This is a genomic window from Acinetobacter sp. C32I (genome assembly GCF_023702715.1).
Taxonomy (GTDB): domain Bacteria; phylum Pseudomonadota; class Gammaproteobacteria; order Pseudomonadales; family Moraxellaceae; genus Acinetobacter.
In genome coordinates this window covers 3,419,428-3,445,119 of record NZ_CP098480.1, presented here as the reverse complement: position 1 = coordinate 3,445,119, position 25,692 = coordinate 3,419,428, and the positions used below count along the sequence as shown (strand labels likewise).

Sequence of the window (25,692 nt, the reverse complement as noted above, 5' to 3'; positions counted from 1 at the left end):
GTTTCAGCTTTTTATGTTCTTAACAATCATTCACTTAATAAAAAAGCGCATCGTTAAAACAATGCGCTTTTTTTAAGCAAAATGCTTGCTAACATTAAGCTTGTTCAATGTCTTTCATTGTCAACTTGATACGACCACGGTTGTCGACATCAGCAACTTGTACTTTAACGTCCTGACCTTCTTTTAATACGTCAGTCACATTCGCAATACGCTCATTTGAGATTTGTGAAATGTGAAGCAAACCGTCAGTCCCTGGCATGATATTGACGAATGCACCAAATTCAACGATACGAATAACTTTACCCGCATAGATCGTACCTGGTTCAACTTCTGCAGTAAGCGCTTGGATTTTCGCAATTGCAGCTTTCGCAGCCGCTTTAGTTTCACCAAACACGCGTACAGTACCGTTATCTTCGATATCAATCGCCGCTTTAGTTTCTTCAGTAATCGCACGGATGGTCGCACCACCTTTACCAATCACGTCACGGATCTTGTCAGGATTGATGTTGATCACTTCGAAGGTTGGCGCATGTGCGTTGATTTCTGAACGTGCACGTGAAATGACTTTGTTCATTTCATTCAGGATGTGCATACGACCAGCAAATGCTTGGTTTAATGCAACTTCCATGATCTCTTCAGTGATCCCTTCGATCTTGATGTCCATTTGAAGTGCAGTAATACCGTTGGCAGAACCCGCGACTTTAAAGTCCATATCGCCCAAGTGATCTTCATCACCCAAGATGTCAGAAAGAACTGCGAAACGCTCGCCTTCTTTAACCAAGCCCATTGCGATACCCGCAACTGGTGCTTTCAATGGTACACCAGCATCCATCAGTGACAATGACGCGCCACATACAGAAGCCATAGAAGATGAACCATTAGATTCAGTAATATCAGATACGATACGAATCACGTACGGGAAGCGGTCAGCTGCAGGAAGAACTGCTTGAACACCACGACGAGCCAAACGACCATGACCGATTTCACGACGTTTAGGACCTGATTCACGACCCGTTTCACCAACAGAGTAAGCTGGGAAGTTGTAGTGCAACATGAAGTTGTCAGTTTTTGTACCCGCTAAAGTATCAACCATTAACGCATCACGGGTATTACCCAAAGTGGTTGTCACTAACGCTTGAGTTTCACCACGTGTGAATAATGCAGAACCGTGTGCACGATCTAATACACCAACTTGTACGTCGATACCACGTACAGTTTTAGTGTCACGACCATCAATACGTGGCTTACCTGACAAAATGTTGTCACGTACAGTACGGTATTTAAGGTCTTCAAATAATTCGTTTACTTCATCCGCAATACCCGTTTCGTCATTTTCAGGAACGAACTGAGCAACGGCTTCTGCATAAAGTGCATCAAGTGCCGCATAGCGGTCTTGTTTAACTGCAATGGTATATGCTTCAGAAATTTTCGCTTCAAAAGCTGTTTTTAATTGCTCAAGCAATGCTTCGTTTTTGCTTGGTGCAACCCAAGTCGATTCAACCGCACCCGCAGCTGCAGCAAATTCTTTGATCGCTTGAATTGCAATTTGCATTTCGTCATGACCAAAAAGAACCGCGCCCAACATTTGGTCTTCTGAAAGCTCTTTTGCTTCAGATTCAACCATCAATACTGCTGATTCAGTACCTGCAACCACAAGGTCTAGGTCAGACTGAGCCAGTTGTTCAAAATTCGGGTTAAGAACGTATTCGCCGTTGATTAAACCAACACGTGCGCCACCGATTGGACCACGGAAAGGTGTACCCGCAATCGACAATGCTGCTGAAGTACCCAACATTGCAGCGATATCTGCATCCATCGTCTTATCCGAAGAAACAACAGTCGCTGTCACTTGGATTTCGTTGAAATAACCTTCTGGGAACAATGGACGGATTGGACGGTCAATGAGACGTGAGATTAAAGTTTCAGCTTCAGACGCACGGCCTTCGCGCTTACCGTAACCACCAGGGATACGACCAGCTGCATATTGTTTTTCTTGATAGTTAACAGTTAACGGGAAAAAATCTTGACCCGCTTTTGCTTTAGGCTGAGCCACAACCGCAACGAGAACAGTCACGCCACCCATGGTAACTAAAACTGTATTTGCTTGACGTGCAACACGACCCGTTTCTAAAACAACTTGGTGTTGACCAAATTGGAATTCTTTACGAACGATATTAAACATTGACATGTATTATATTTTCCTAGTTTTATTCTAGTGAGACCCCTAAGGTTTGGCATTCAGACTACAACTGCTGTGTAGATAAATGACAAAGCTTAGAAGCCATCGCACTAGATCAAAATTTTAAATAAATTTAAACACAAAGAAGGAGCGAACAAGCGCCCCTTCTAAAGTCATCTAAGATAAATTAGATGAAACTCTCTTTTCAGCAATAAAGCATAGCAACATGCGAAATAGCGAAAACAAAGTAAAATCGAATTAACGACGTAAACCTAATGCGCCGATCAAAGCAATATAACGACCGTGATCTTTACCGTTTAAGTAGTCAAGTAATTTACGACGTTGGTTAACCATACGGATCAAACCACGACGGCTGTGGTGGTCGTGTTTGTGTTCTTTAAAGTGACCTTGCAAATCATTGATTTGAGCAGTCAATAAAGCAACTTGTACTTCAGGTGAACCAGTGTCGTTTTCAGCACGAGCAAATTTAGCGATGATCTCTGCGCGATCAGTGTTAGTTAAAGCCATTCGATTTCTCCGAGATGCTTACAAAAATAAAATGATAATAATCAGTTGAAACCAACCGACTGCCGTGCATCACTACAGCAAGGCGCTTATTTTAAGTGATCTATCGCTATATTGCAAAATTGTTTTATATCTGCTGGCAATTCGGCAGCTGACAGCGCTGTACAAAATAGGCACACTAGCCTGATTCTGTTTTCAATTTATGACAGAGAAGAAAGAAAACGAAAATATTGCGAGGGAATCGTGAAAATTTTATCAACCAATACCTGTTATGTCCCGCATGACCTCAGTCAAGTCATTCGCAGCAAGGATGAAGTCTCGGCTGAATTGGGTGGCATGACCGAAAGACAGATTCAAAAGATATGGAACAGTGTTGAAAGTCTATATAAAACGGGGAATTATCCACTCATTAGCTTATGCCTACGTCGTCAAGGACAGATTCTTCTCAATCGAAGTATCGGCTATGCACAAGGTAACTCTCCAGATGGCTTAGCCACCGATGCCAAGATTGGGACACCAGATACCCCAGTTTGCCTGTTCTCCGCCTCCAAAATGGTCACAGCAATGTTGATCCACATGCTGGATGAACGAGGTGATTTGAATCTACTTGATCCGATTAGCTATTACATTCCGGAATATGGCGTGAATGGTAAACGTCGGGCGACCATTTTCCATTTGCTCTCCCATCGTGGTGGTATTCCTCGCATTGATACAGAAGTCACACCTGAGCTTTTATTTAATCAAGAAGATATATTAAAACTGCTTTATGCCGCAAAACCAGTTTCCCCTTCAGGCACTCATCTGGCCTACCATGCGGTGACCGCAGGTTATATTCTGGGCGAAATTGTGCAACGGGTAACAGGGCAAAGCGTTCGTGAGTTTTTGGCTGAAAATATTGAAAAACCAATGGGCTTGGATTATTTCAATTATGGTTTAAAGCCTGAATATCGTGATGATGTTGCGCTAAACTATGCCACGGGAATCCATCCAAGTTTAGGTACAGACCATTATCTCAATCATGTACTCGGTGGCGGCCTACAACTCGCTGTTGATGTCACCAATGATACTCGCTTCATGGATACCATTTGTCCTGCGGGGAATATTTATACCAGTGCAGAACAAGCAGGGCGATTTTTTGAAATGCTGCTCAGTGGTGGTGAATATCAGGGCAAACAAATCATGAGTCCTCAAACGGTATTTCGCTCCACCCTGCCAACCTCTGGGATTAGCTTAGATCGTACCTTATTAGCACCAATGCGCTATGCGCTGGGTCCAATGCTCGGCAGTAATCCTGTCGGTTTGTTTGGTCCAATGACAGGACAGGCTTTTGGCCATATTGGCTTCTCGAATATTCTGTGTTGGGCTGACCCTGAACGGGATATTAGTGTATCGCTACTGACGACTGGTAAATCGGTCGTCGGTACGCATCTACCTGCGCTGGCAAAAACGCTGTACCAGATCTCCACCAATTGTCCTAAAATTCCGAAGAATCAACGTCGCTCCCTATTTGCAACCGATCGTACTGAAGCCGACCTGGTTTAAGGATTAGCCACTAAAATACCACGCATAAAAAAGCCCAAGTTAAACTTGGGCTTTTGCGCTTAGATTTATCATTATTCTTTTTTGTTGTTTTTTATTCTTTTTTCTTACACCATTCAAACCCTCTGAATGCTCATCACCCATCCTTTTCTTTATTGTTTTAACACATATTCGCTTTCTCTATACCGACTATTCTGTCAGAATCAATTGTGGAGAAAAATAGCATTTCTCTTATCTCTGTGTAAGAAAAAACGTACAAGTCTGTATAACATTTAACTTAATAATAACAAAAAATTGTCAGACAAGAAGATTTATATTTCTTCCTTTTATTTGAAGATGCAATTGAAGTAAAACCAATGTAGATTTTTAAAGCGTGAATATTCATCTATGCTCAAAAACCCTAAATAGTATATGGATTATCTTGATTTTATAGAGAATTTTGAGATGAAAATAAAAAAGCCCTGTAGTCTCTCCCAAAACTACAAGGCTTAGCGGCTGTAAGTTTCCTCTTTTATCACTTACTTCACTGTAAGTTCGCTGTCATACGACGTTATTATTATATTTTTGCGATTTACCTAGCTTTCCGTGCTAGGCTCTTTGTGTGTACATAATCTCAAAAAGCTTGCGCTTGCTCTAGCGACAATATCTCGAATCCTTGTAAGCTTTTACTTACAAAATGGTGAATTTTGAAGAATAAGTTCACAATCTGTTCAAATTGATCTTTTGCACTAAACCACTACGTCGAACAGTACGGATGCTAAGTGCCTGCTGTAATGCAGGTGCATTGGCCAAAATACTCACCACTTTTTTAGCACGCGTAACGGCGGTATAGATCAATTCCTGACTCAACAGCTTCTCGGCATATGCATCTAAAACAATCGCGGTATGGGTAAATTCCGAACCTTGTGATTTATGAATGGTTAAAGCAAAAGCGGTTTGCATACTGCGTGGCAGTCGGTGTGCTGCAATCCATTTATTTAAGCTCGGGAAAAAGACTTCGAATTGCTGTGACTGGGTGCGATGTTTAAAACAGATCCCGATATCACCATTGGAAATCCCAAGCTGATAGTCATTATAGGTCATCATTACAGGACGCCCGATATACCAGTCTCCAACAGCGATTTGTTTGAGTTGCTGATTGAGCCAATGTCCGGCATAACGATTCAGCTGCTCAATCCCCAGTGGCCCATGTCGAACTGCCGTTAAGATTCGATAATCATCAAAGGCTTGAATTACGTTCTGAATCTGTTCGGCAGGTTCATCTGCCTGTATATAATGTTTCAAAGCTTCGATATAAGCTTGAAATCCAGCCATTAACTGATGTTGATAAGGTTCAATCTCCACATCCTGCTGCTCGGGTAGATATTCCAACTGGATCAGGTCAGGCATATCTTTATTTAAGGAAATCGTTTGCAAAGGTGCAGCCTGAACAATTTCCGCCTCTAGTTTTGATAAAACTAAATCAGGGCTGCTGAGATCTTGCTGGGCCTGAATAAATCGTGCGAATTGCCCAATCTTGGCTTCACCAGAGAAACGACGGCTGGTCTGTAGCTGGACTCGGTTTTCAGCCAATGCCTGTACTTGCTGTAAATCAGCCAAAACCGAGCCGACATCAACCGAAGCCAACTGATTGGCATCACCAAGCAAAATAATTCGGCATTGATCTGGGACTGCTTCAAATAACAGGGTTGCCAAATTCAAATCCAGCATGGAGGCTTCATCAACCACAATCACATCATATGGCAAAGGCTGTTTGGGATGAAAGCGTGGTATTTGTCGATTGCCCATGCCCAGTAAACGGTGCAAGGTCTGCGTGGTTTGATTACGCAACTCATCTGTAATTAAACCTGATTCCAATAATTTTGGATCATTCAATGAGTTCTGTAATGCTTCCTGCATACGTTGTGCAGCCTTGCCTGTAGGCGCTGCCATGGCAATACGAATATCGGGAATGGTCTGGTTGAGGGCTGCAATAATACGTGCCAAGGTATAGGTTTTACCTGTCCCTGGACCGCCAGTAATAATGCTCAGGCCTTGTTGCAGCACCATTTTCAGTGCAGCCTGCTGGTGTTCATCGCTGAGTAAGTCTTGATAATGTTCGCTATCAACAGCCTGAATCGTTTGTCGCTTTAATCGACAAATCTGCTGTGCGAGGCGTTGCTCTAGATGCCAATATCGGTATAATGCCAAGCCCTGCTGATCATAGACACACGGCGCAACTTGCGTCACTGCAATTTCACTAGAAACTGCTAAGTCAGCCAGTGCTTCAATCTGTGCTGGATCAGCCTCAATACAACTGTCGCCTTGTAAACTGGCTTCAACCAATTGTTGTAGTACCTGTGCAGCGTTAACTGATTGAGTAGATTGAGAAAATGGTGCTTGTGAGAGATAGTCACTCCACATATTTAACCATGTCATTTGTGCTGACTGATCATCAACTTGTTTGTCCACAGAGTTATCCTCAAACTTACCCACACGCTTGTCCACAAGGTTATAAACAGAGTTATTCACAAGCTAAGCTTTTGTTTAATTTAAAATCACACACTTTATCTACACCATTTTTCCAGCTTTATCCTCAGAAAAATATCCAAGTATTGCATCCAAACGTAAGATAAACTCATCCTCAGGCTTCCAGTAGTAACAGCCTTGCTGCGCCTGCCCATTCATGCCGCGCAAATACAGATAAGATGCGCCGCCTAAATGCTGCTGCATCTCATAATCCTGTAATTTCACCGACAGATAACGATGTAGCGCTACCAGATATAACGCCGCTTGTAACCAATAACTCGACAGCGACATACTTTCTGCAATCTGAGGCTGCTGATAATCCAATTGCTCTGCCCCCAGATAATTACTCTTATAATCGGCAATATGGTAACGCTGGCCATCGAAGTAAACCAAGTCAATAGAGCCATTTAAGTAACGGGCAGATTTAGCCTCAAGTAACTCAGGCATTTCGATACCATATTCCTCAAAAAGCTGCTGTACACGCTGCATCGCCAGCACTCGATCCGATAAAGCCAGATAGAAAGGACATTCCGATAAATATTGTCCTGCAGCTAATTGCTTTAACTGAAAGCCCTGATTCAGTGGTGTGTGTAATACCTCACCAAGCCAATCAGCAATCCACTGATACAGTTGCTGCTCACCATTTTCTTGTTCAGGAAAATGCTGTTGATATTGTAATAGTAGCTCTGACCATAAACTTTGATAGGTATTTTTAAAACGACGGCGAATTTCTTCTACCCACATGTGGGGTTGCTGAAACTCAATCTGCTCAAAAATCTCATGCAGGAAATTACCTGCCAAGGTCCCTTTCGGGAAATACTGTTTAATCCAGGCAATCGGCTGAGCTGTGGTTTTATTTTCCAATTCAGCAAGATTCAACTCATCTTCAGCTTGCTCAAAATCAATATCGATATTGGCCAAGCGATCAGCCCGAGTCGCTTTATGCTTTAAATGTTGTGCCAGATAGCTAAAACTGGTTTTTCCGCGTGCATAAAAACGTTGTGTCGGCAGTGTTTGGGCCAACAGTACGCGCTGTTGTTGAGTTTGTTGCATCTGTAAGGCTTGTGGTCGCGCTAAGATCAGCTCAGCATCGGCACTATAGGGATGTTGAAAGTTATCGCCCTGATTCTTCCAAAAAGCCAAACCTGAAAACTTATTTTTATCGCCTTTTTCCGGTTCAAACACGGCGTAAACACGGTGACTGGCACGTGTTAGTGCCACATACCATAACCGATTTTGTTCCGCCAAAGCGCGTTGCTGATGTTGATCCAGCTCGGTTTGCTGTAAAAAGTTTTTATCTGCCACGGCTACCACCCGTTGCGTCCGTATTTGACCCGTTTCAGGCAACTGGATTTCAGTGGTAGAAAAATTCAGTGTTTTCTGTACTTCAGCAAAGGCCTTATTCGCCCCCAGTAAAAACACGATTTTAAACTCCAAGCCTTTGGACTGATGAATGGTCATCAGTTGCACACCTGCTTCACTGGACAGCTTGTGTTCAAGCTCCCAATCGCGATCACTTGGCGAATTTAATTGTTTTAAATACCAGTGATACAGGTTTTGCATCCCTTGTACATGTTCACTGTGCTGACTCAAGAGATCAGTGAGGTGGCGTAAATTCACCACAGCACGTTCATTGTCTTTACTTTGTGTGGCCACCAGTTGCTGCCAAAGACCAAACTGATTTAAGCAACGCTGCCATGCCGATAAAAAGCCCTGATTCAGCCACATTTCACGTATGTCATCAAACTGCTGAATATATTCGCTCAAGCCTTCTGCACTTTGTTCTAAGGCCAATAGTCGAGCCAAATCAAAGCCAAATAAACGACTGAGCAAAGCCCGTTTGAGCTTGGCTTCATCATAAGGATGAAGCAACGCCGTGAGCAGGGCCCCTACATCCTGTGCAATGCTGGAATCAAATACACTCCGTTTCGAAGGTCGATTGACCCGAATCCCCATACGTTCCAATACATATTGCACTTCATCCAGTTGGCGATGGCTACGCGAAAGAATGGCAATATCATCTTCATCAATCGCAGTTGGGACATCACCCTCTAAGTACAATTGCTTTAAATAGGCTTGGTTGAGTAAGTGCTGAATCTGCCACGCCACCTGTGTGGCCTGTTCATTGCCTTCGTGTAGTTGTACCCAACGTAAAGGCTGCGGATTAAATTGTGCATTTTCAACCAAGGCGGGATGTGGACGTGAACCCGCTTGAATCGGGTCATAGCTGACCTGCTCACCAAAATCGATCTGGCGCTGAAACAGCAGATCCACCACTTCAACCAGTTCTTTCACCGAACGGTGGTTATGCACCAATTTATACTCACGCCCCTGTTTGGCCATAATATCCTGATAAGCATTCAGGAAAGTCAGCATATCTCCACCACGGAAACCATAAATCGCCTGCTTACGGTCACCCACCATAATCATGCAGCCTTTTTGATAACGTTGCGGATGGCGCCAGATACTGGCCAACATATCATCTTGATCTTGGTTGGTATCCTGAAATTCATCCACCAGAATCAATGGATAGCGTGACTGTACAAATACCGCGAAAGATTGTCCTTGCTCGCCTTTTAAAGCTTCAGACAAAGTCTTGATTTGCTGAGCAAAGGTGGTCTCCCCTTTTTGCTGCAACACTTGAGGCAAACGCTTTTTGACTTCAACACATAAATAGGCTTTTAAATAGACCTGTAACTGCTCAAATTCTTGCTGAGTCTGCTGTACAGCGTGAAACAGCTTTTGCAGTTGCAACACGCATGGATGTTGATAGAAGCCCTCGGCAATTTCCGCAGGACATTTCTTAAAAATTTTTTGTGCTTCGAGTTTGTCTAAAAACTTAAACACCGCATCACGTGAATCGGCAAAATAGGCATCAAAGATCTGTATATTCTCAGGACTATTGAGTGCAGTTAATAAGGGCGGCAAGGATTCTGTAAACAGTTTATGAAAGGCATTGTTACGGAAAGAAGCACCATTGATATGTGCATAATAGGCGCCCTCTAACTGAAAGTATTCAGCCAAGCTGCTCAGGTCAATCTGCTGTGCTTGCTGTTGCCACTGCTGCAACTGAGCCAACTCAATCTCAGGCATGGCAGGCAGTTTAAATTGTGCTGAACTAAAATTCAGCGAGCTTTCCACCATCCCGACAAAATGATCGACACTTTTCAGCCCCCCCACACTATACAAGGCATTGATCACTTGCTGTGGTTGAGTCTGAATCCATTCCCGCAACACATCATGAATTAACTGACGGGTATAGCTTTTGGCATCCTCTGTGATTTCAGCGCGTTCGATTTTGCCACTTTCAAAGGCAAACTCACGCAATAGCTTTTGACTAAAACTATCCAAGGTTCCAACAAACAATTCATCCAATTGATCGATGACCAATTTTAGCCGTTCACAGGCGTAGGCAATCCGCGGCGCAAAGTTTTGTAAGACCTGTTGTTTTAAGGGATCAGACTCTTGTAATGCCTTGGCCTGAATATCTTGTTCCAATACATCACGGAAAGGCTCTAAAAATTCAAGGATTTCGACCAAGCGTAAACGGATACGCGTTTTCAGTTCTGCGGCTGCAGCACGGGTAAAGGTGGTGGCAATCACCTGATTAGGCAGATATTTCTCTAAGAAAATCCGCACCATCAAACTGGATAGCGTATAGGTTTTCCCTGTTCCTGCAGAGGCTTCGATTAAATGCAGCCCTTCAAATTGAATATCACCAATCGGCTGATAAGACACAGGATACTTTGAGTTCATGTCTTACTCCACCCGTAAAAATTCAAAAATCGGTTGATATAAAGCAAAGGAATAATGATCACAGGCATACTGTAATAAAGCAGTTGCATCTTGCTCTTGCAAAATGAACTGCCAATCGCGGTGCAATTTACAAGCTTCATTCTGGGTCATATCAAAACCCGAGAAATCACCCGTATCATTCCAGTCCTTCAATACTTGCTTTTGACTCTCTTCAGTTAACACCTGAGTTGAATCCAGCTCAATCCATTCATATTGTTTGCCCTTTTCTAAAGGCTTTAACACTAAGGCAGCAGGCAAGACCACAGGTTGCTGCTGTGCATCGTGCCAAAGCTGTAACCATGCATTTAAATAATGCTGTGCCTGTTGTGAACTTAGGCCTTCACAAATCACGGTCTGATCGCTAAACACTACAATTCGACGCTTCTCTGTAGCAGCGTCACTATTGATTAGCGCCAACCAAAGCAGATATTCCAGCCAGACTTTGGCAAAGCGCTTGGCTCGTGCACTTGACGCCTCCAAACTGACCCAATCTTGAGTCAGCTGTTTCGGAGTCACACAGGCGATTTGTAATTGTTTCGAGACCCGCCAAACCCGTTGCGTGGTTTCAGTCGGGGCTGGGGCATACTGCTGCAAGCGCTCCAACAAGCGTTGCTGCTCTAAGCGACTTTGCAGCCAAGCACTGTGCTGAACTTTGCCAACGGGCAGCTGATCTTGCAAAAGACTTGGAGAGAGCTGGTCATCCTGCTGCTGTAAAAAATGCCGAATGGCATATTTACCGAGACCATCGAGTAATAACGGCTCAGATTGATCGACCAAGGCTTGTGCAGTTAAATTTTCCACACCTAAGGTCTTTAAATACAGCCGCGCAGGGAAACTGATATCTTGAACCCATTGCTGACTCTCCAAAATGATCATTTCATTTTGTTCAACAGGATAGGCAGTATTGGCCCACGCCTGTCGCTCACCTTTGACTTGCTGAATCTGTGAAGCGACCTTAAACCATTGGTCTTGAAAGCGCACAGGACGATCCGAGACAAAGCCGAGTGGATCGAACGGCTGTAGACGATGTAAATGGTACAGCGGATAAAGCTGTGCCGGGACTTGCAAAGCATCTAATCCGGCTAGATCCACTTCGGATAAAGGAGGGCCATCTTCGCTGCTCGTCGGTTTTACAATCAAAGCCAAATGATCACGGAACCCCTGCAACACACTGGATGGCTCTCTGACTTCGCCATCATTGAGATCAAAGCCATTATAAAACAGCCAAACCTGTTCTTGTGCCAATAAGATGGCATCCAAAAATGCCCCCTGATCATCCTCCAAACGAGAACGATCACCCAATTGCTGACGCAGTGCATCCATCAAATCAAACGGAATATGGCTGTCCCGATTTGGAAATTTGCCCGTATCCAAGTTCAGCAACACAATCAGCCGATAAGGAATCGGGCGAATCTGTCCAATCTGACTAAAGGTAATTTGTCCTGTCGGTTCAACTTGTGCGGACTGGCTTTCTAGGCTTCGTTGAATTTCTTCGATGATATAAGGCAATGGCAAAGAAATTTGGCGCAACTGTGTTTCCGCATCTTCGTAGTAGCTGGCCAAGGTCAGCATCCGCTCTTGTTTCTGAATAATTTCACGAATTGCTTTTAAAGCAACCACATCGGCTTGCTCAAACTCCTGTACATCCTGTTTGATTCGCTGTAGCCAAAACTCGACCGGCAAACGTTGACCTTGTTCATGTGCCAGTAACCAATCACGTCGAAGCGCTAAATCGCGATAGATCTGAATCAGAATCCCAATCAGTTCAAAATCACTTGGCTGTACCAAGGCATAACTGAGTATCTCCTGCACCATCACATGGGCAGGCACGGCAATCCCAAGCGCCAAACGATCGAGAGCAAATTTAAAACTATAACGATAGTCTTGGTCGTCATCACTGAGCGTTTGTTTTAAATGTTCAGCATCCAAACCACGCTTAAAGCCAGCATCATCGAGTAAACTCAAAATCCGTTGTGCCTGCGTATAATCCAGCCCATAACGTTGTTGCGTCGCGGAAAGATTGAGCCAATCAGCAAAGTCATCCTGCGTAAAACGGCCCTGTGTCAATTGCAAGCGTCCAAGTACAGCACGCCACGCATTTAACGCATCTAGCTGCGCCACCCCTGCAATTTTTACAGGTAAGAACACCTCGTGCTCATGGGCCAACGCAGGAAAGACACTGCGGATCAAGGGCTCAAGCTCCGCTAGATTCGGGGTCAAAACCAGCACATCACTTGGGCGACGCGGTGTCGTATCTGTTTGAGACAGCCAATGCAGTAACTGCTCTTTTAAGACTTCGAGCTGTCGTACACTGGAATGGCAAACATGGATCTGAATTGATTCATCCTCAGGTGCAAGTTCATATTGCTGAGCCTGAGGTTCAGCTAAGTAGAAAATATCCGACTGAATTTTACCGAGTAACGTTTCAGGAAAATAATCCTCAAAAGCATCCACCCATTTCCCCTCTTCTCCTGTCGCCAGTTGCGACAACAGCGAAAAATGATCACGCGCTTGCTTACCTAAGCGTGTCAGTAAGGGATGCCGAGATTCTCGGTTTAAAGCATTAAAGCCCAAGCTAAAACTGTCAAAGAATGCAGCAATGTCTGCATCACTGGCATGGGGATGTTTGGCGATATAGCGCTCTTTCACGCCGAGGTCATAACGCTTTTTCCAGAGTGGATCGACACTGTCGGCCCAATATTCCTGCGATGGGTTATAGTGCAGAATCACCACATCCAAATACTGTCCCAAGCGACGTAAAAATTGCAGTTGGCTCGGTGGTAAATCTAGAATCGTAAATACAATCACCTGATTCGGCAGTTGTGCCAAAGCTCGGGATCGTGTCTGCTGATTGTCTAGAAGTTGCCAGAAATCAGCATCAATACTTTGTATTTCAACAAAATCATCATGAAAGTAGTTTTGCCACAACCAACGCTGCCAAGCTTCCAACTGTTCAGTTTGCTGCAAGCTAAAGGCTGAAGTTTGTTGATCCGTATGCGCAATCAATTGTTCGATATTTAAGGCTTTATTCTGTCCCCAAGTCGATAGCCAATTCCCCGCACAGGTACAATTGCTTTGGCAGCCGCGTTGACAATGACCACGATAAATCATGTAGTTGTTAAACAGCTGCGAAACTTGCTCCGCCACCCAATACAGCATACTTTGTTTTTTTAGTTGTTTTTCAGTGCCTTGTTGCAGTTGATCGGCACTGGCATAAATCCGCTGCACAATCGAATATAAGGGATGTGTTTGCGCCAAAGTATTCTGTTCGGATTGAATAAAAGGCTGTAAAGCTTGATGAATACGCCACTTTAAAATCAAGCGTGGAATATTGGCTTTCCGAACTTGTTCTTTATTCTCTAATACCTGTTGATAGGCATACCATTGAAAACCACGAATGCGTTGATGAAATTGATAGTTGGCGGTCATGCCTTGTTGTTCGGCAATTTTTTGCGTCAACCATTGTTCTTGTGCAGGACTCGGGACAATAAAATGCTGGGTTTTAAACACCTGAAAGGGTGTCGTACTCGGTTGGGTAATTGATGCCATCACACCTTGTAATAACACATCAAGGCGTTGACTTTGAATAACATGAATCCCCATGCGTTAATATAACCTCATCACAAAACGATCATTTAGTTGCACAAAATCGTACATATTCATCACTATACAACTTCAAATCACTATGTCACGCTAAACACACAAGGAAATAAAAAAATTGTTTTGAAATTCACCCTGCCATGCGATTGAATGTACTATCAAGGGATAGACTTTAGGTATAACTTTATGAAAATTGAAAAAATTCCTGATTCCATTGATCCAAGCCTAAACTTGGAACAGATTCGTGAAGAATGTCTGGAACTGGCCAAGAAACGTGCCTATTGGTCAGCGGGTGCAGCGATTGTACCAATTCCATTTTTTGATGTTGTGGTGGACTTGGGGATGCTGACACAAGTGATTCCCTATATTAATGCCCGTTTTGGTCTCGCTCCTGAACATATTAGTGTCTATGACCCTGAAACTAAAAAAATTCATTGGGATGAGTTGCGTAAACGCGGCTTTGAGTTCTCAGGTTTTGTGGTGGCACGTACTGCAATGAAAGCCTCTTTTAATGGCTTTTTCACTAAAATTGCCACCAAGCAAGTGACCAAATTTATTCCCTTGGGTGGGCAAATTGTTGCGGCCAGCCTCGGTTATTTCATGATGCGAAAAATCACTGAAGCACATGTGCAAGATTGCTACAACCTTGCCAAACGTATTCAGCAAAAAAGTCGCAGTACCATTGTAGCTTGATGCAACTTAGGCCTCCTCTGCACATCACTGTAAAATGCTGATGTTTACAGTGATGTAACAGATCAATAAAAAAACCACACAAATACGTTAATATTCACTTAATTTTTTAAGCTTCCATAAAGATTGTATTTTTAATCTCCACATCTCGATGATAAATAGATGATGGAGCGTCGTTGTGCAAACTAGCCAATCTCCTTCTCGGGTCCGTTCAATTTTCAACGTGACCAGCGGGAACTTCCTTGAACAATACGACTTCTTTCTGTTCGGACTCTATGCACAAGCCATAGGTGAAACCTTTTTCCATTCAGACAGCAGCTATGCTGCACTGATGAAAACCTTCCTCGTATTTGCCGTCAGCTTTCTGATGCGGCCAATCGGTGCCTTGGTGCTTGGCCCTTATGTCGATCGCATCGGCCGTCGCCGCGGTCTGATGGTGACCCTGAGTATTATGGCCTTTGGTTCATTAATCATTGCCTTCACGCCCAGCTATGCCAGTATTGGCTTTGCCGCAACCGTGTTGATTTTCGTGGGGCGTCTAGCGCAAGGCTTTTCCGCAGGGGTTGAACTGGGTGGTGTCTCGGTCTATTTAGCTGAAATTGCGGAGCCGCATAACCGTGGTTTTATTACCAGTTGGCAATCGGCCAGTCAGCAAGTTGCCGTCATTTTCGCAGCCGTTTTGGGTTATATCGTCAGTGTGGTGTTTACCAAAGCTCAGGTCGATGCTTGGGCATGGCGGATTCCATTCTTTGTTGGCTGTGCCATCATCCCCTTTATTTTCTGGTTGCGTAAGTCACTGGTTGAAACAGAAGCCTTTGCCTCACGCAAAGAACATCCAACAACACGACAAATTTTGACCACCTTAGCGGCAAACTGGAAAATTGTATTGGCGGGTGTATGTATGGTGGCGACCACCACCACCATGTTTTATTTCATTACCGTCTACACTCCAACCTACGGCAAAGAAGTCTTGAATCTAACCCGTGCAGAAAGTTTGATTGCCACCATTATGGTCGGTCTGAGCAACTTTATCCTGTTGCCTATTGGTGGACATCTCTCAGATAAGTTTGGCCGAAAACCGCTTTTAATCACCACCACAGTCTTAATTTTTATCAGTGCTTATCCACTACTCACGTGGTTGACGCATACCATTAGTCTGTCGCATATGTTAATGGTGTTATTGTGGTTCTCGCTACTTTATAGCTTCTATAATGGTGCTTTGGTGGTTTCGCTGGCCGAAATGATGCCAAGTTCAGTGCGAATTGCAGGATTCTCGGTTGCCTATAGCTTCGCCACCTCTATTTTTGGTGGTCTGACCCCAATGATTGCTACCTTTCTGGTACAAACATCAGGCAATAAAAGTATGCCAGCCTTCTGGTTAATGTTTGCCGCCATCACCAGCTTAATCGCCACCTTAATCGTATTCCGACAACATCGCAGTTACAGCACACAATTGGCAAATAACAATTAACGCATGTAAGCAGAGACTCAAGGTAGATTAATCTGCCTTGAGTTGTTTGAGAATGGCTTTTAAGACTTCAATTCGTGCTGAATATTTATCATCGGTGGCAATCACATACCACGGTGCATAGTCGGTATCTGTTCGTTTAAACATATCCGCAGCGGCATTAAGATAATCATCCCATTTGTCGCGGTTACGCCAATCTTCTTCAGTAATCTTAAAACGCTTATGTGGCGTTTGTTCCCGTGCTTTAAAACGTAGTGCTTGTTCATCCTTACTAATCGCCAACCAAATTTTCACAATCACGGTTTGGCTATCGACCAGATTTTCTTCAAAACGATTGATTTCACTATACGCACGTTGCCATTCGACCGTTGAAGCAAAACCCTCGATCCGCTCAACCAGCACCCGACCATACCAAGTCCGATCAAAAATGGTGATCTTGCCGCCATCATTCAGCTTGCTCCAGAAACGCCACAAATAGGGACGGCGTAATTCATAACGCTCAGGTGCTGCAATGGTATGAATATCATACTCTCTCGGGTCAAGTTTTTTCACGATCCGTTTGATTGCCCCACCTTTGCCTGCTGCATCCATACCTTCAAAGGCAATCACCACTTTACGCTCGTCGTAGCGTAAAGTATCGGCCACTTTTTTGGTCAGCTTACTTAACTCGTCTTTATAGTCATCTTTTTCTAAGCTGGCTTGTTCAGGTTCAAGCAGGACTTTGGGTATTTTGGCCTGCTGCCATTTCTGTGTGACCTTGGTTTGATGCTCAGGCAGCTCTTGCAAGGTCTGTAATAAATATTGTGCAAAACATTGATCACGGTGTTTTTCATCTTCGCCATCCACAATATACCAATCGTCAGTAAAGCGCTGGCTCAAGCCTTGCAAGGTATCGTACTGCTTTTTGTTGCGCCAATCCAAACCATGCAATTTATGCCAACGCTGCTCAGAAGCGTCTATCTGATCCAAACGCTTTTGCAACGATTTCCAAGACAAATCAAACCAGACTTTGACAATATGAACATGATTATTTTGCAGATCATGTTCAAATGCGCGCATCTGCTCAACATAAGCATCAAACAGATTTTCATCCAAAGGCTTAGATACATGCATCGCAGTAGTTAAAAGGTCGCTATACCAATTACCAAACATCACCACGATTTGCCCTTCCGCAGGAATAAAACGGGTATAGGACTGCCAGAAGGTTTGATTATTTGATAAGAGCTGAGGAGCATCCGCCTTAACACGTAAATAACGGGGATCTAACCATTCACGCAATTGTTTAACGGCTTCGCCCTTGCCTGCCAGTTCAATTCCGCTGACCAACACCAATACACTTTTGGCGTTTTTCTTATCTCGACTTTGTTTTAAGGCATACTGTGCTTCAATCAGTTCTAATGAAAGTTCATCTTCATCACGCAATTCAAATACAGGTTGTTGTTTACTCATCTGTTGCTCTAAGCGGCTCATTATTAATATTAAAAATGAGTATAGCCAAAACTCAGTTAATCGCAGAAAACCCCGTGTACAATTTCTGTAGATTCGTTTAGGTGTACTGTTATAGTGACCAATTGTTAAAAATTTAGAGTTTATGCTGTCATGGTTCTCCGTTATGATGCAGCCTATTATTTTATGATTTTATTCTAATTAAGTTTATTTATGTCAAAACTTGCTGCCTTTGATGATTTATTACTCCAATACAAAGCTTTTAATTATCATGATGATGCTGTGCTTGAACAACGCTTGCACGAAGTTCAAACATGGATGAAAGAGCGTATTGCGCAGACTCACCAAGATTTTTTTGCTCGCCCTGAAAATCAATTGATGGCCCAATATTTTCTCAAACGTCTTTATGGTGGACCTGATTTTGATGCTTTGGCACAACAGATTGAGCGATTACTTAAATTTGCACATAAAGTAGAAAACTTTGTGCCAGAGAATGGCATCAAGACAGGAACCAAATCGGTCAGCCTTGCAGTTCTAGCCACCCAATTAGATGAACAAGTTGCTAAACAATTACTTACCGATTACCCTGCAGATACGCCACTTACAGACGAAATCATGCGCCAAACCTTGGTTAAACTTGATCAAGGTGAAGCGCGTTATGAACAATTACGTCTGTTAGATGAATTAGGGCTGACACTCGATAAATATATGCGTTCCACCATGATGTACGCGACGTTTAAAATGTGTAAAGGCTTGGCACATAAATATCAATTTGATGGTATGTATGAGTTTATCCAAGAAGGTTTTGCTGCGATGAAACCAATGAAATCTGCTGCTACTTTTATTCAAACCTTTACCGAAAAAGAGCGTGAAATTATCGATCGCGTGCATGCTGGGCACCCAAGTCCATTCCGTGGCTAAAACACAATCCTATTCCTGAACTGCACTTTAAGTGGTTCAGGAAAAACTGTTTTTTCCAATCAAGAGGTCGATTAAAAACACTTTTGAGAAAGTGACTTTCTGTATATTATTCATAACAATTGCATGCGAAAGCCTGTAAATAAACACAAAATCTGTCATCATGCTTGCTGATTCGTGCCGCTAGAGCGAAAGTTTAGGAGAAAACTATGTCTAACGAAAACCAACAGCCTACCCCAGACGTTGAGCAAAACCCAAGTTCAGACAAAGTCAGCCCATTCCTTAGCTCGCCACTCCCGCAAGGCGCGCCTCAAGGCCAGCAACAATCATTACAACAGGGCCAAGCTTCTGCTCCGACAGGTGCGATTCCAAAATACAATCTTCCTCGTGGCGCCAATACCGGTAATGTCGGTGAAACCACTCACTTCGGCTATCAAACTGTCAACAGTGATGATAAGGCACAGAAAGTCGCAGAAGTGTTCCACTCGGTTGCCAGCAAATACGACATCATGAATGATTTGATGTCATTTGGTATTCATCGTCTCTGGAAACGTTTTGCGATCAATATGTCCGGCGTTCGTCGTGGTCAACACGTGCTGGATATTGCAGGTGGTACAGGTGACCTTGCTAAAGTATTTAGCCGTGAAGTCGGTCCTCAGGGGCATGTGGTTCTATCCGACATTAACGAATCAATGTTGAATGTGGGCCGTGATCGTCTGATCGATGCAGGCTGTACCAATGTTGATTTCGTACTGGCCAATGCTGAAACGCTTGAACCATTTGCAGATAATAGCTTTGACTTAGTCACCATCAGTTTTGGTTTACGTAATGTGACCGATAAAGATGCAGCACTCCAAGCCATGTACCGTGTCTTGAAGCCAGGTGGCCGTTTACTCATTCTCGAATTCTCTAAACCAGTATTTGAACCATTTTCAAAGCTCTACGATCTTTATTCATTCACCGCATTGCCAATTATGGGTAAATTGGTTGCCAATGATTCTGAAAGCTATAAGTATCTTGCTGAATCGATTCGTATGCATCCAGACCAACGTACCCTCAAAGGCATGATGGAACATGCGGGCTTCCAAAGCTGTGATTACCACAACTTAACCGGTGGTATTGTAGCTGTTCACCGCGGATTCAAACTTTAAGGTTTAAGATATGTGGTCGATTTTAGCACTCGGTGCAGTCGAACGTATCATTCATCATATGATTGATTTGGATGGGATTACTCGTATTCAAATCAATCAATTACAAGGTCAATTATTACGCGTTGTGATCGATAGCCCACAACTCTCGGTTGATGTGTTTTTTGATGAAAATAGAGTTCGTCTCGAACCGACCGTGACAGGACAAAGTCAAAGCCCTTCCATTTTTGAACAACGTCCTTTTGATCCTCAACATACACTCAAGGATGCAACTGCAACCTTACATGTTGCTAATGCCGTTGAGCTGGTTAAATTATTGCTCAGTGACATGGATCAAATTGGCAATATTCCATTGCAAGGTGATTATCACTTATTGCAAGACATTCAAAGAATTATGCAGCAGGCTGAGCCTGATCTGGCAGCACATTTATCGCCGTGGATTGGCCCTCAATTGGCGCATGAGTTGGGTAAAATTCAGCTTGCACCCAAGCAACTGAAACGCTCACTACAAAGCCATTTATTTTTTGTTGAAGATGCCTTAAAAGAAGACAGCGGTTTATTTGCCCCACGCTGGCAAATGGACGATCTCAATCGAGAAACACGCCAACTCAATCAAGCGCTTGATCGCTTAGAGGCCAAATTTCAACAGTTACAAGCGCAACTTGATCCATCAGCACAACCCACACAAGACTAGGTAAGACTTTATATGATTCCGCATGTTACACGGTTACTCGAACTCTGGCGTATTGCAGCGCATTATCGTCTTGATACCTTGTTCCCTGCGGAAGAGCTTCCTGTCAAAGCACGGCATGCCCTAAATATTATTAAAATGCATCCTGCGGCTTGGTCAAGTCGTGAGAAGAAAAATCCGCTGAAGCTGAAAGAAGCTTTAGAAGACATGGGCCCCTTAGCGATTAAGCTGGGACAATTATTGTCCACACGTCGTGATCTGATTCCACCTGAAGTATTATCACAATTGGTGCTGTTACAAGACCGTGTCAAACCCTATGACACCCAACTTGCAAAACAGCGCATTCAGGAATCCTTGAAAGCAGATGTAGCAACCCTATTCTCTCGTTTTGATGAGCAACCGCTTGCCGCGGCATCGATTGCCCAAGTGCATACCGCCGCTTTGCATGATGGCCGTGAAGTGGTGGTAAAAGTCACGCGTCCCGATATTCGCAGTCAAATTTTACAGGATTTTGAAATCTTGGCTTGGCTGGGAGATTGGCTAGAAAATCGTTTAGAAGCAGCACGTGCGCTGCACCTGACTGAAATTATTCAAGACTATCGTCAAATCATTTTAAATGAACTTGATTTAAGCCTAGAAGCCGATAATACCCGCCGTATGCGCCACTACTTTACGGGTTCAAGCATGATGTATGTGCCTGAAGTCTATATGGACAGTAAAGATGTGATGGTGGCTGAACGCATCACTGGTGTTCCAATTTCAGATACGGCCACTTTTGATCGTTTAGGCATGGATCGTGCAGATCTGGCAGAAAAAGGGTTAACCATCTTCTTCACCCAAGTGTTCCGTGACAACTTCTTCCATGCTGACATGCATCCCGGCAATGTCTTTGTCGAGACCATTAATCCAAGCAATCCACGCTTCATTGCCTTGGACTGTGCCATCATGGGTGAATTGTCTAAGCATGACCAAATGACAGTTGCACGTATGCTGTTGGCGGTAATGAACAGCAACTTTATGCAATTGATTCAGATTGTGCACCAAGCAGGTTGGATTCCACCGGGCACAGATCAAGATGCCTTATCTCGTGAAATGCGCCGTACCGTTGGCCCGATGGTTTCCAAGCCAATGGATCAACTTGATTTCGCAGGCATTTTGATTCAAGTCATGGATATTGCCCGTCGCTTCCATTTGGAAATTCCACCGCAATTGATGTTATTGCTGAAAACACTGGTACATGTGGAAGGTCTAGGGACTGATCTCTACCCTCAACTGGATATCTGGAAACTGGCAAAGCCGATTTTAACCGAATGGGTCAAAGCCAATATGAACCCAGTCAAGAATGTAAAAGAACTGGGACAACAAATTCCTGATCTATTACTCGGTGCTCAAGATATTCCAAGCCTATTGATTGATAGCTTAAATGGCTTGAAAAATCAGTCAGCATGGCATGACAAACAACTGCGTGAAATCCAGCAAATGCGTTTGCAAATGCAACAACAACAGCGTCGTAGCTGGATGTTTGGTAGCACGATGCTGATTTTGTTAACCATTGCGATTATTAGCCCATGGTTTATCTCCGTCATTCTGATTGTGCTGAGTAGTTTGATTGCATTGTGGCGTATCGCCAAATAAGCCCCTACACACAGCAAAGGCCGTATCCATCGATACGGTCTTTGCTTTTATGCAACTCAAAATTTTAACTTTAAATACCCAGACACATACTGGAATCTCAACCAACACATACATTTTAGGCAAGATTTACCTCTACATCAGGCCATCTTTCCACAAAGACTTTTCATCCTCGCACAGATAGACCATCATCGGCTCGATATTGAGGTGCATCAACACAGATTTTAAAGGAAGAGAAGCGTGAGTTTAAGAAATAGCATCAATAACTATGGCTCGATTGCAAAATGGCTGCACTGGTCAACCGCAATCCTGTTTTTACTTGCTTACTGTAGTGTTTACTACCGCCAGTGGTTTACCGAAAAAGGCACACCTGAGAACTGGACAGCTTTACAACTTCATCTTTCTGTCGGTATCAGCATTGCCGTGATTATTAGCCTGCGCATTATCTGGCGTTTGAGCAATCCACAGCCCCATTTAGAGCCTGCCAGCCCCTTGGCAAACTTTGCGGCACATGCTGGACATTTTGCCCTGTATGCCATCATGATCATTGCCCCACTTACAGGCTACTTAGGTACGGGTGTCAATACCGAGTTTTTCTTTTTGTTTGAGATTCCAAAATTTGAACATACCGCCTTGTTCCAGAGCTGGGTGGCACAAGGTATGGGCCTCAGTTTTGAACAGTTCGAGAAACCGATTGATTTCATTCATAAGCAGATTCTTGGAAAATGGCTGATCTGGATCCTGATTTTAGGGCATGCAGGTGCGGCACTTTATCATCACTCTATCAAGAAAGATCGGACTCTAATCAAAATGACCACAGGCAAAGATCAGTTAAAATAATCCGCTCCGAGATTGACTTAATGTAAGTAGGTTGATCATGGGGCTTGTAGCGCAATAGATTTTATTTAAAAAAATCACCGAGATCAGTTAAGATCACAACTGACTGATCTTATAACCGCCTTAAAAGAACAAATAATGAAAACACCTCATTTTGCCATTATTGGTGCTGGCACAGCAGGATTGGCAGCTGCAATCCTGCTTGCACGTGCAGGCAATCATGTCACTATTTTTGAACAAGCAGATCAACTTTCTCCTGTCGGTGCAGGTTTATTATTACAGCCTGCAGGCTTGGCCGTGTTTGAGCATCTCGGTGTGCTTGAGCATGCTTTAAAGTTAGGCGCCAAAGTCACAGGATTGGAAGGCCAACTTCCCAATAAGCGTCTGCTGGTGAATAGTCATTATCATCAAGCAGGCAGCAATCTCTATGGCCTCGGTATTCATCGGGCCACCTTATGCCATGTGCTCGTTCAAAAACTGGCTGAATATGCCAGTCATGTGACTTGGAAAATGGGACACAGCATTGAGCAAATTCAAGAACCCCCCCATGAAATTCGCCTCTTTGGTACTGAGCAACAACAAAAATTTGATGCAAGTTTCGATGCGGTTTTGATTGCCAATGGTGCGCGCAGTCAACTCCGCCCTCAGGCATGGGTGAAAGTCGATCAGGCCTATCCTTGGGGCGCGGCATGGAGTATTGTGCCTGAATGTCCAACACTCGATCCTGAAATTTTGCATCAGTTTTATGATCGTTCCAAAATCATGATGGGCGTGTTGCCTACAGGTGCTATACCGACAGCCCCTCAGCAACGATTATCGAGTGTGTTCTGGAGTTTGCCAACCTCGCAACTACAATCATTCTTAAAAGATGAATCAGCTAAACAGCAATGGTTACAACAAGTGGCCGATCGCTGGCCCGATGTCGCAGAATGGTTAAAACAGTTAATCTCAAACGAATACAACCAACCACAATGGTTATCAGCGCAATATCGCGATGTGGTGATGTCTCAATTTGGACAAGGACGCATTGGGGTGATTGGTGATGCGGCCCATGCCATGAGTCCGCAACTGGGGCAAGGCGCCAATATGGCTTTGTTGGATGCATGGGCCTTTTCACAGTCACTACACGCAGTAACACAAAATCAGCAAATTGATTGGTCAGCGCTGTGGCAGCACTATCATCAACAGCGGCGTTCCTCGACCCAGTTCTATCAATTTTTAAGTCGTCTACTCACCCCACTGTATCAATCTGATCATTGGTGGGCAGGTGGCATACGTGATCTGACCTTTCCATGGATGTATCAAATCCCCTATTTTCGTAAAGAAATGGCCATCACCATTTCAGGCTTAAAAACAGGATTGTTTCAGCAACTTGATTATCAACATGTGGCGCAATATGCTGAGAAAGTTCAGGCATTCAATGCTACAACTGAATCCCGACCTGAATATGAATAAGAGCAGCTCAATATGAAAATTCGTCATTTAGATCATTTGGTGTTAACTGTCGCCGATATTGAAATCACCTGTCAGTTTTATCAATCAGCCCTGAACTTTGCAGTGATCACTTTTGCTGAAAACCGCAAAGCGCTGCAATTTGGTCATCAAAAAATCAACCTGCATCAAGTCGGTAAAGAATTTGAACCCAAAGCACTTCTCCCAACTGCTGGTTCAGCAGATCTGTGCTTTATTGCGGAAACACCACTGCATGAAGTAATTGCCCATCTTCAAGCGCAGAACATTGAGATCATTGAAGGTCCAATCGAAAGAACAGGTGCAATGGGGAAAATTTTATCGGTCTATTTACGAGACCCTGATCAAAACTTGATTGAAATTTCGAACTATCTTTAATGCCCTATCCCTGACTTTTTACCCAACAAGCATAGCCAACCCCAGCCACAACCGCTACACTAACGGCTTTCCACTCAATGGATTTTCACTCATGTCAAACTGGTTAGATGAAGTTAAATTTGATTCCAATGGTCTAGTTCCTGCCATTGCACAACATCATCAAACTGGTCGAGTGTTAATGGTTGCCTGGATGAATCGTGAGGCTTTACAACTAACGGCCGAAAAAAATCAGGCGGTGTATTACTCGCGCTCACGTCAAAAACTCTGGCATAAAGGCGAAGAGTCTGGGCATTTTCAAACCGTGCACGAAATTCGTCTGGATTGCGATGCCGACGTGATTATTCTACAGATTGAACAGCATGGTGGCATTGCCTGCCATACCGGTCGTGAGTCTTGTTTCTATCGCAAACTCACCCCACAAGGTTGGGAAATTGTTGATGCCCAACTCAAAGATCCAACCGCGATTTACGGCGCATCGGCTAAAGTTGAAGCGCACGATCATGGTCAAACTGAGCAAGTGGATGTGCTTGGCTATTTGGGTCGTTTAATGCAACAGCGTAAAACTGCTGAAGCAGATAACTCTTATATTGCCAGCCTGTATAAAAAAGGCATCAATAAAATTTTAGAAAAAGTCGGCGAAGAAAGTGTAGAAAGTATCATCGCTGCCAAAGACTATGCCGTGCTTGCTTCACTGGAAAATAAGCACGACTTGATTTATGAAGTGGCAGACCTGTGGTTCCACAGCATTGTGATGTTGGGTTATTTCGATCTTGACCCGCAAGTGGTGCTGGATGAGCTCGCACGCCGTCAAGGCTTATCAGGTTTAGTTGAAAAAGCCAACCGTAGTCAAGAAGCGTAAGCAGAGCCT

At 43.8% G+C, this 25,692-nt stretch carries 17 protein-coding genes; 11 read left to right on the top strand and 6 right to left on the bottom strand.

The window, feature by feature from the left end; genetic code table 11:
- Positions 1–94: 94 nt before the first annotated feature.
- Both pnp and rpsO read right to left on the bottom strand, forming a co-directional pair.
- Positions 95–2,182 carry a polyribonucleotide nucleotidyltransferase gene (gene pnp, locus NDN13_RS16410; protein WP_171257986.1) on the bottom strand — a complete coding sequence of 696 codons (2,088 nt, stop codon included), beginning with the start codon at positions 2,180–2,182 and terminating at the stop codon, positions 95–97.
- A 255-nt stretch (positions 2,183–2,437) separates the two neighbouring features.
- Positions 2,438–2,707 (bottom strand): 30S ribosomal protein S15, encoded by a 270-nt coding sequence (gene rpsO / locus NDN13_RS16405; RefSeq protein ID WP_251116221.1) that lies wholly within the window; start codon positions 2,705–2,707, stop codon positions 2,438–2,440.
- A gap of 240 nt (positions 2,708–2,947) precedes the next feature.
- On the opposite strand from rpsO, the gene NDN13_RS16400 reads away from it, so the two are divergent.
- The gene (locus NDN13_RS16400; RefSeq protein ID WP_251116220.1) at positions 2,948–4,246 is read left to right on the top strand and encodes a serine hydrolase domain-containing protein; all 1,299 of its coding nucleotides are present in this window, start codon (positions 2,948–2,950) and stop codon (positions 4,244–4,246) included.
- A 696-nt stretch (positions 4,247–4,942) separates the two neighbouring features.
- Here NDN13_RS16400 and recD read toward each other — a convergent pair.
- From recD to NDN13_RS16385, 3 genes are all read right to left on the bottom strand, one after another.
- The gene (gene recD, locus NDN13_RS16395) at positions 4,943–6,661 is read right to left on the bottom strand and encodes an exodeoxyribonuclease V subunit alpha (RefSeq protein ID WP_502799567.1); all 1,719 of its coding nucleotides are present in this window, start codon (positions 6,659–6,661) and stop codon (positions 4,943–4,945) included.
- A 132-nt stretch (positions 6,662–6,793) separates the two neighbouring features.
- Complete coding sequence (locus NDN13_RS16390; RefSeq protein ID WP_251116219.1) at positions 6,794–10,507, bottom strand: UvrD-helicase domain-containing protein; 3,714 nt, start codon at positions 10,505–10,507, stop codon at positions 6,794–6,796.
- A 3-nt stretch (positions 10,508–10,510) separates the two neighbouring features.
- Complete coding sequence (locus NDN13_RS16385) at positions 10,511–14,149, bottom strand: exodeoxyribonuclease V subunit gamma (protein WP_251116218.1); 3,639 nt, start codon at positions 14,147–14,149, stop codon at positions 10,511–10,513.
- A gap of 183 nt (positions 14,150–14,332) precedes the next feature.
- Here NDN13_RS16385 and NDN13_RS16380 point away from each other — a divergent pair, with 183 nt between their 5' ends.
- Positions 14,333–14,839, top strand: a complete 507-nt coding sequence (locus NDN13_RS16380) for a hypothetical protein (protein WP_016542350.1) — start codon at positions 14,333–14,335, stop codon at positions 14,837–14,839.
- 175 nt (positions 14,840–15,014) lie between these two features.
- Entirely contained in the window at positions 15,015–16,307 is a 1,293-nt protein-coding gene (locus NDN13_RS16375; RefSeq protein ID WP_251116217.1) for an MFS transporter, read from the top strand.
- Positions 16,308–16,334: 27 nt separating this feature from the next.
- On the opposite strand, the gene pap is transcribed toward NDN13_RS16375, so the two are convergent.
- On the bottom strand, positions 16,335–17,753 hold the full coding sequence (gene pap, locus NDN13_RS16370; protein WP_251116216.1) for a polyphosphate:AMP phosphotransferase: 1,419 nt from the start codon (positions 17,751–17,753) through the stop codon (positions 16,335–16,337).
- Between the two features lie 210 nt (positions 17,754–17,963).
- Between pap and NDN13_RS16365 the strand changes: the two genes are divergently transcribed.
- The 8 genes from NDN13_RS16365 to hisIE all read left to right on the top strand — a co-directional run bounded on the left by NDN13_RS16365 (position 17,964) and on the right by hisIE (position 25,683).
- A complete protein-coding gene (locus NDN13_RS16365; RefSeq protein ID WP_251116215.1) occupies positions 17,964–18,671 on the top strand; it encodes a DUF8198 family protein in 708 nt (235 codons plus the stop codon).
- A gap of 206 nt (positions 18,672–18,877) precedes the next feature.
- Entirely contained in the window at positions 18,878–19,819 is a 942-nt protein-coding gene (gene ubiE, locus NDN13_RS16360; protein ID WP_251116214.1) for a bifunctional demethylmenaquinone methyltransferase/2-methoxy-6-polyprenyl-1,4-benzoquinol methylase UbiE, read from the top strand.
- Positions 19,820–19,829: 10 nt separating this feature from the next.
- Positions 19,830–20,510 (top strand): ubiquinone biosynthesis accessory factor UbiJ, encoded by a 681-nt coding sequence (locus tag NDN13_RS16355; RefSeq protein ID WP_251116213.1) that lies wholly within the window; start codon positions 19,830–19,832, stop codon positions 20,508–20,510.
- Positions 20,511–20,522: 12 nt separating this feature from the next.
- Positions 20,523–22,142, top strand: a complete 1,620-nt coding sequence (locus NDN13_RS16350; protein ID WP_251116212.1) for an ABC1 kinase family protein — start codon at positions 20,523–20,525, stop codon at positions 22,140–22,142.
- Between the two features lie 237 nt (positions 22,143–22,379).
- Positions 22,380–22,979 (top strand): cytochrome b, encoded by a 600-nt coding sequence (locus NDN13_RS16345; RefSeq protein WP_251116211.1) that lies wholly within the window; start codon positions 22,380–22,382, stop codon positions 22,977–22,979.
- 135 nt (positions 22,980–23,114) lie between these two features.
- Positions 23,115–24,431, top strand: coding sequence for an FAD-dependent oxidoreductase (locus tag NDN13_RS16340; protein ID WP_251116210.1), 1,317 nt, complete (start codon positions 23,115–23,117; stop codon positions 24,429–24,431).
- 12 nt (positions 24,432–24,443) lie between these two features.
- Positions 24,444–24,824 carry a VOC family protein gene (locus tag NDN13_RS16335; RefSeq protein WP_251116209.1) on the top strand — a complete coding sequence of 127 codons (381 nt, stop codon included), beginning with the start codon at positions 24,444–24,446 and terminating at the stop codon, positions 24,822–24,824.
- 91 nt (positions 24,825–24,915) lie between these two features.
- A complete protein-coding gene (hisIE, locus tag NDN13_RS16330; RefSeq protein ID WP_251116208.1) occupies positions 24,916–25,683 on the top strand; it encodes a bifunctional phosphoribosyl-AMP cyclohydrolase/phosphoribosyl-ATP diphosphatase HisIE in 768 nt (255 codons plus the stop codon).
- Positions 25,684–25,692: the final 9 nt, after the last annotated feature.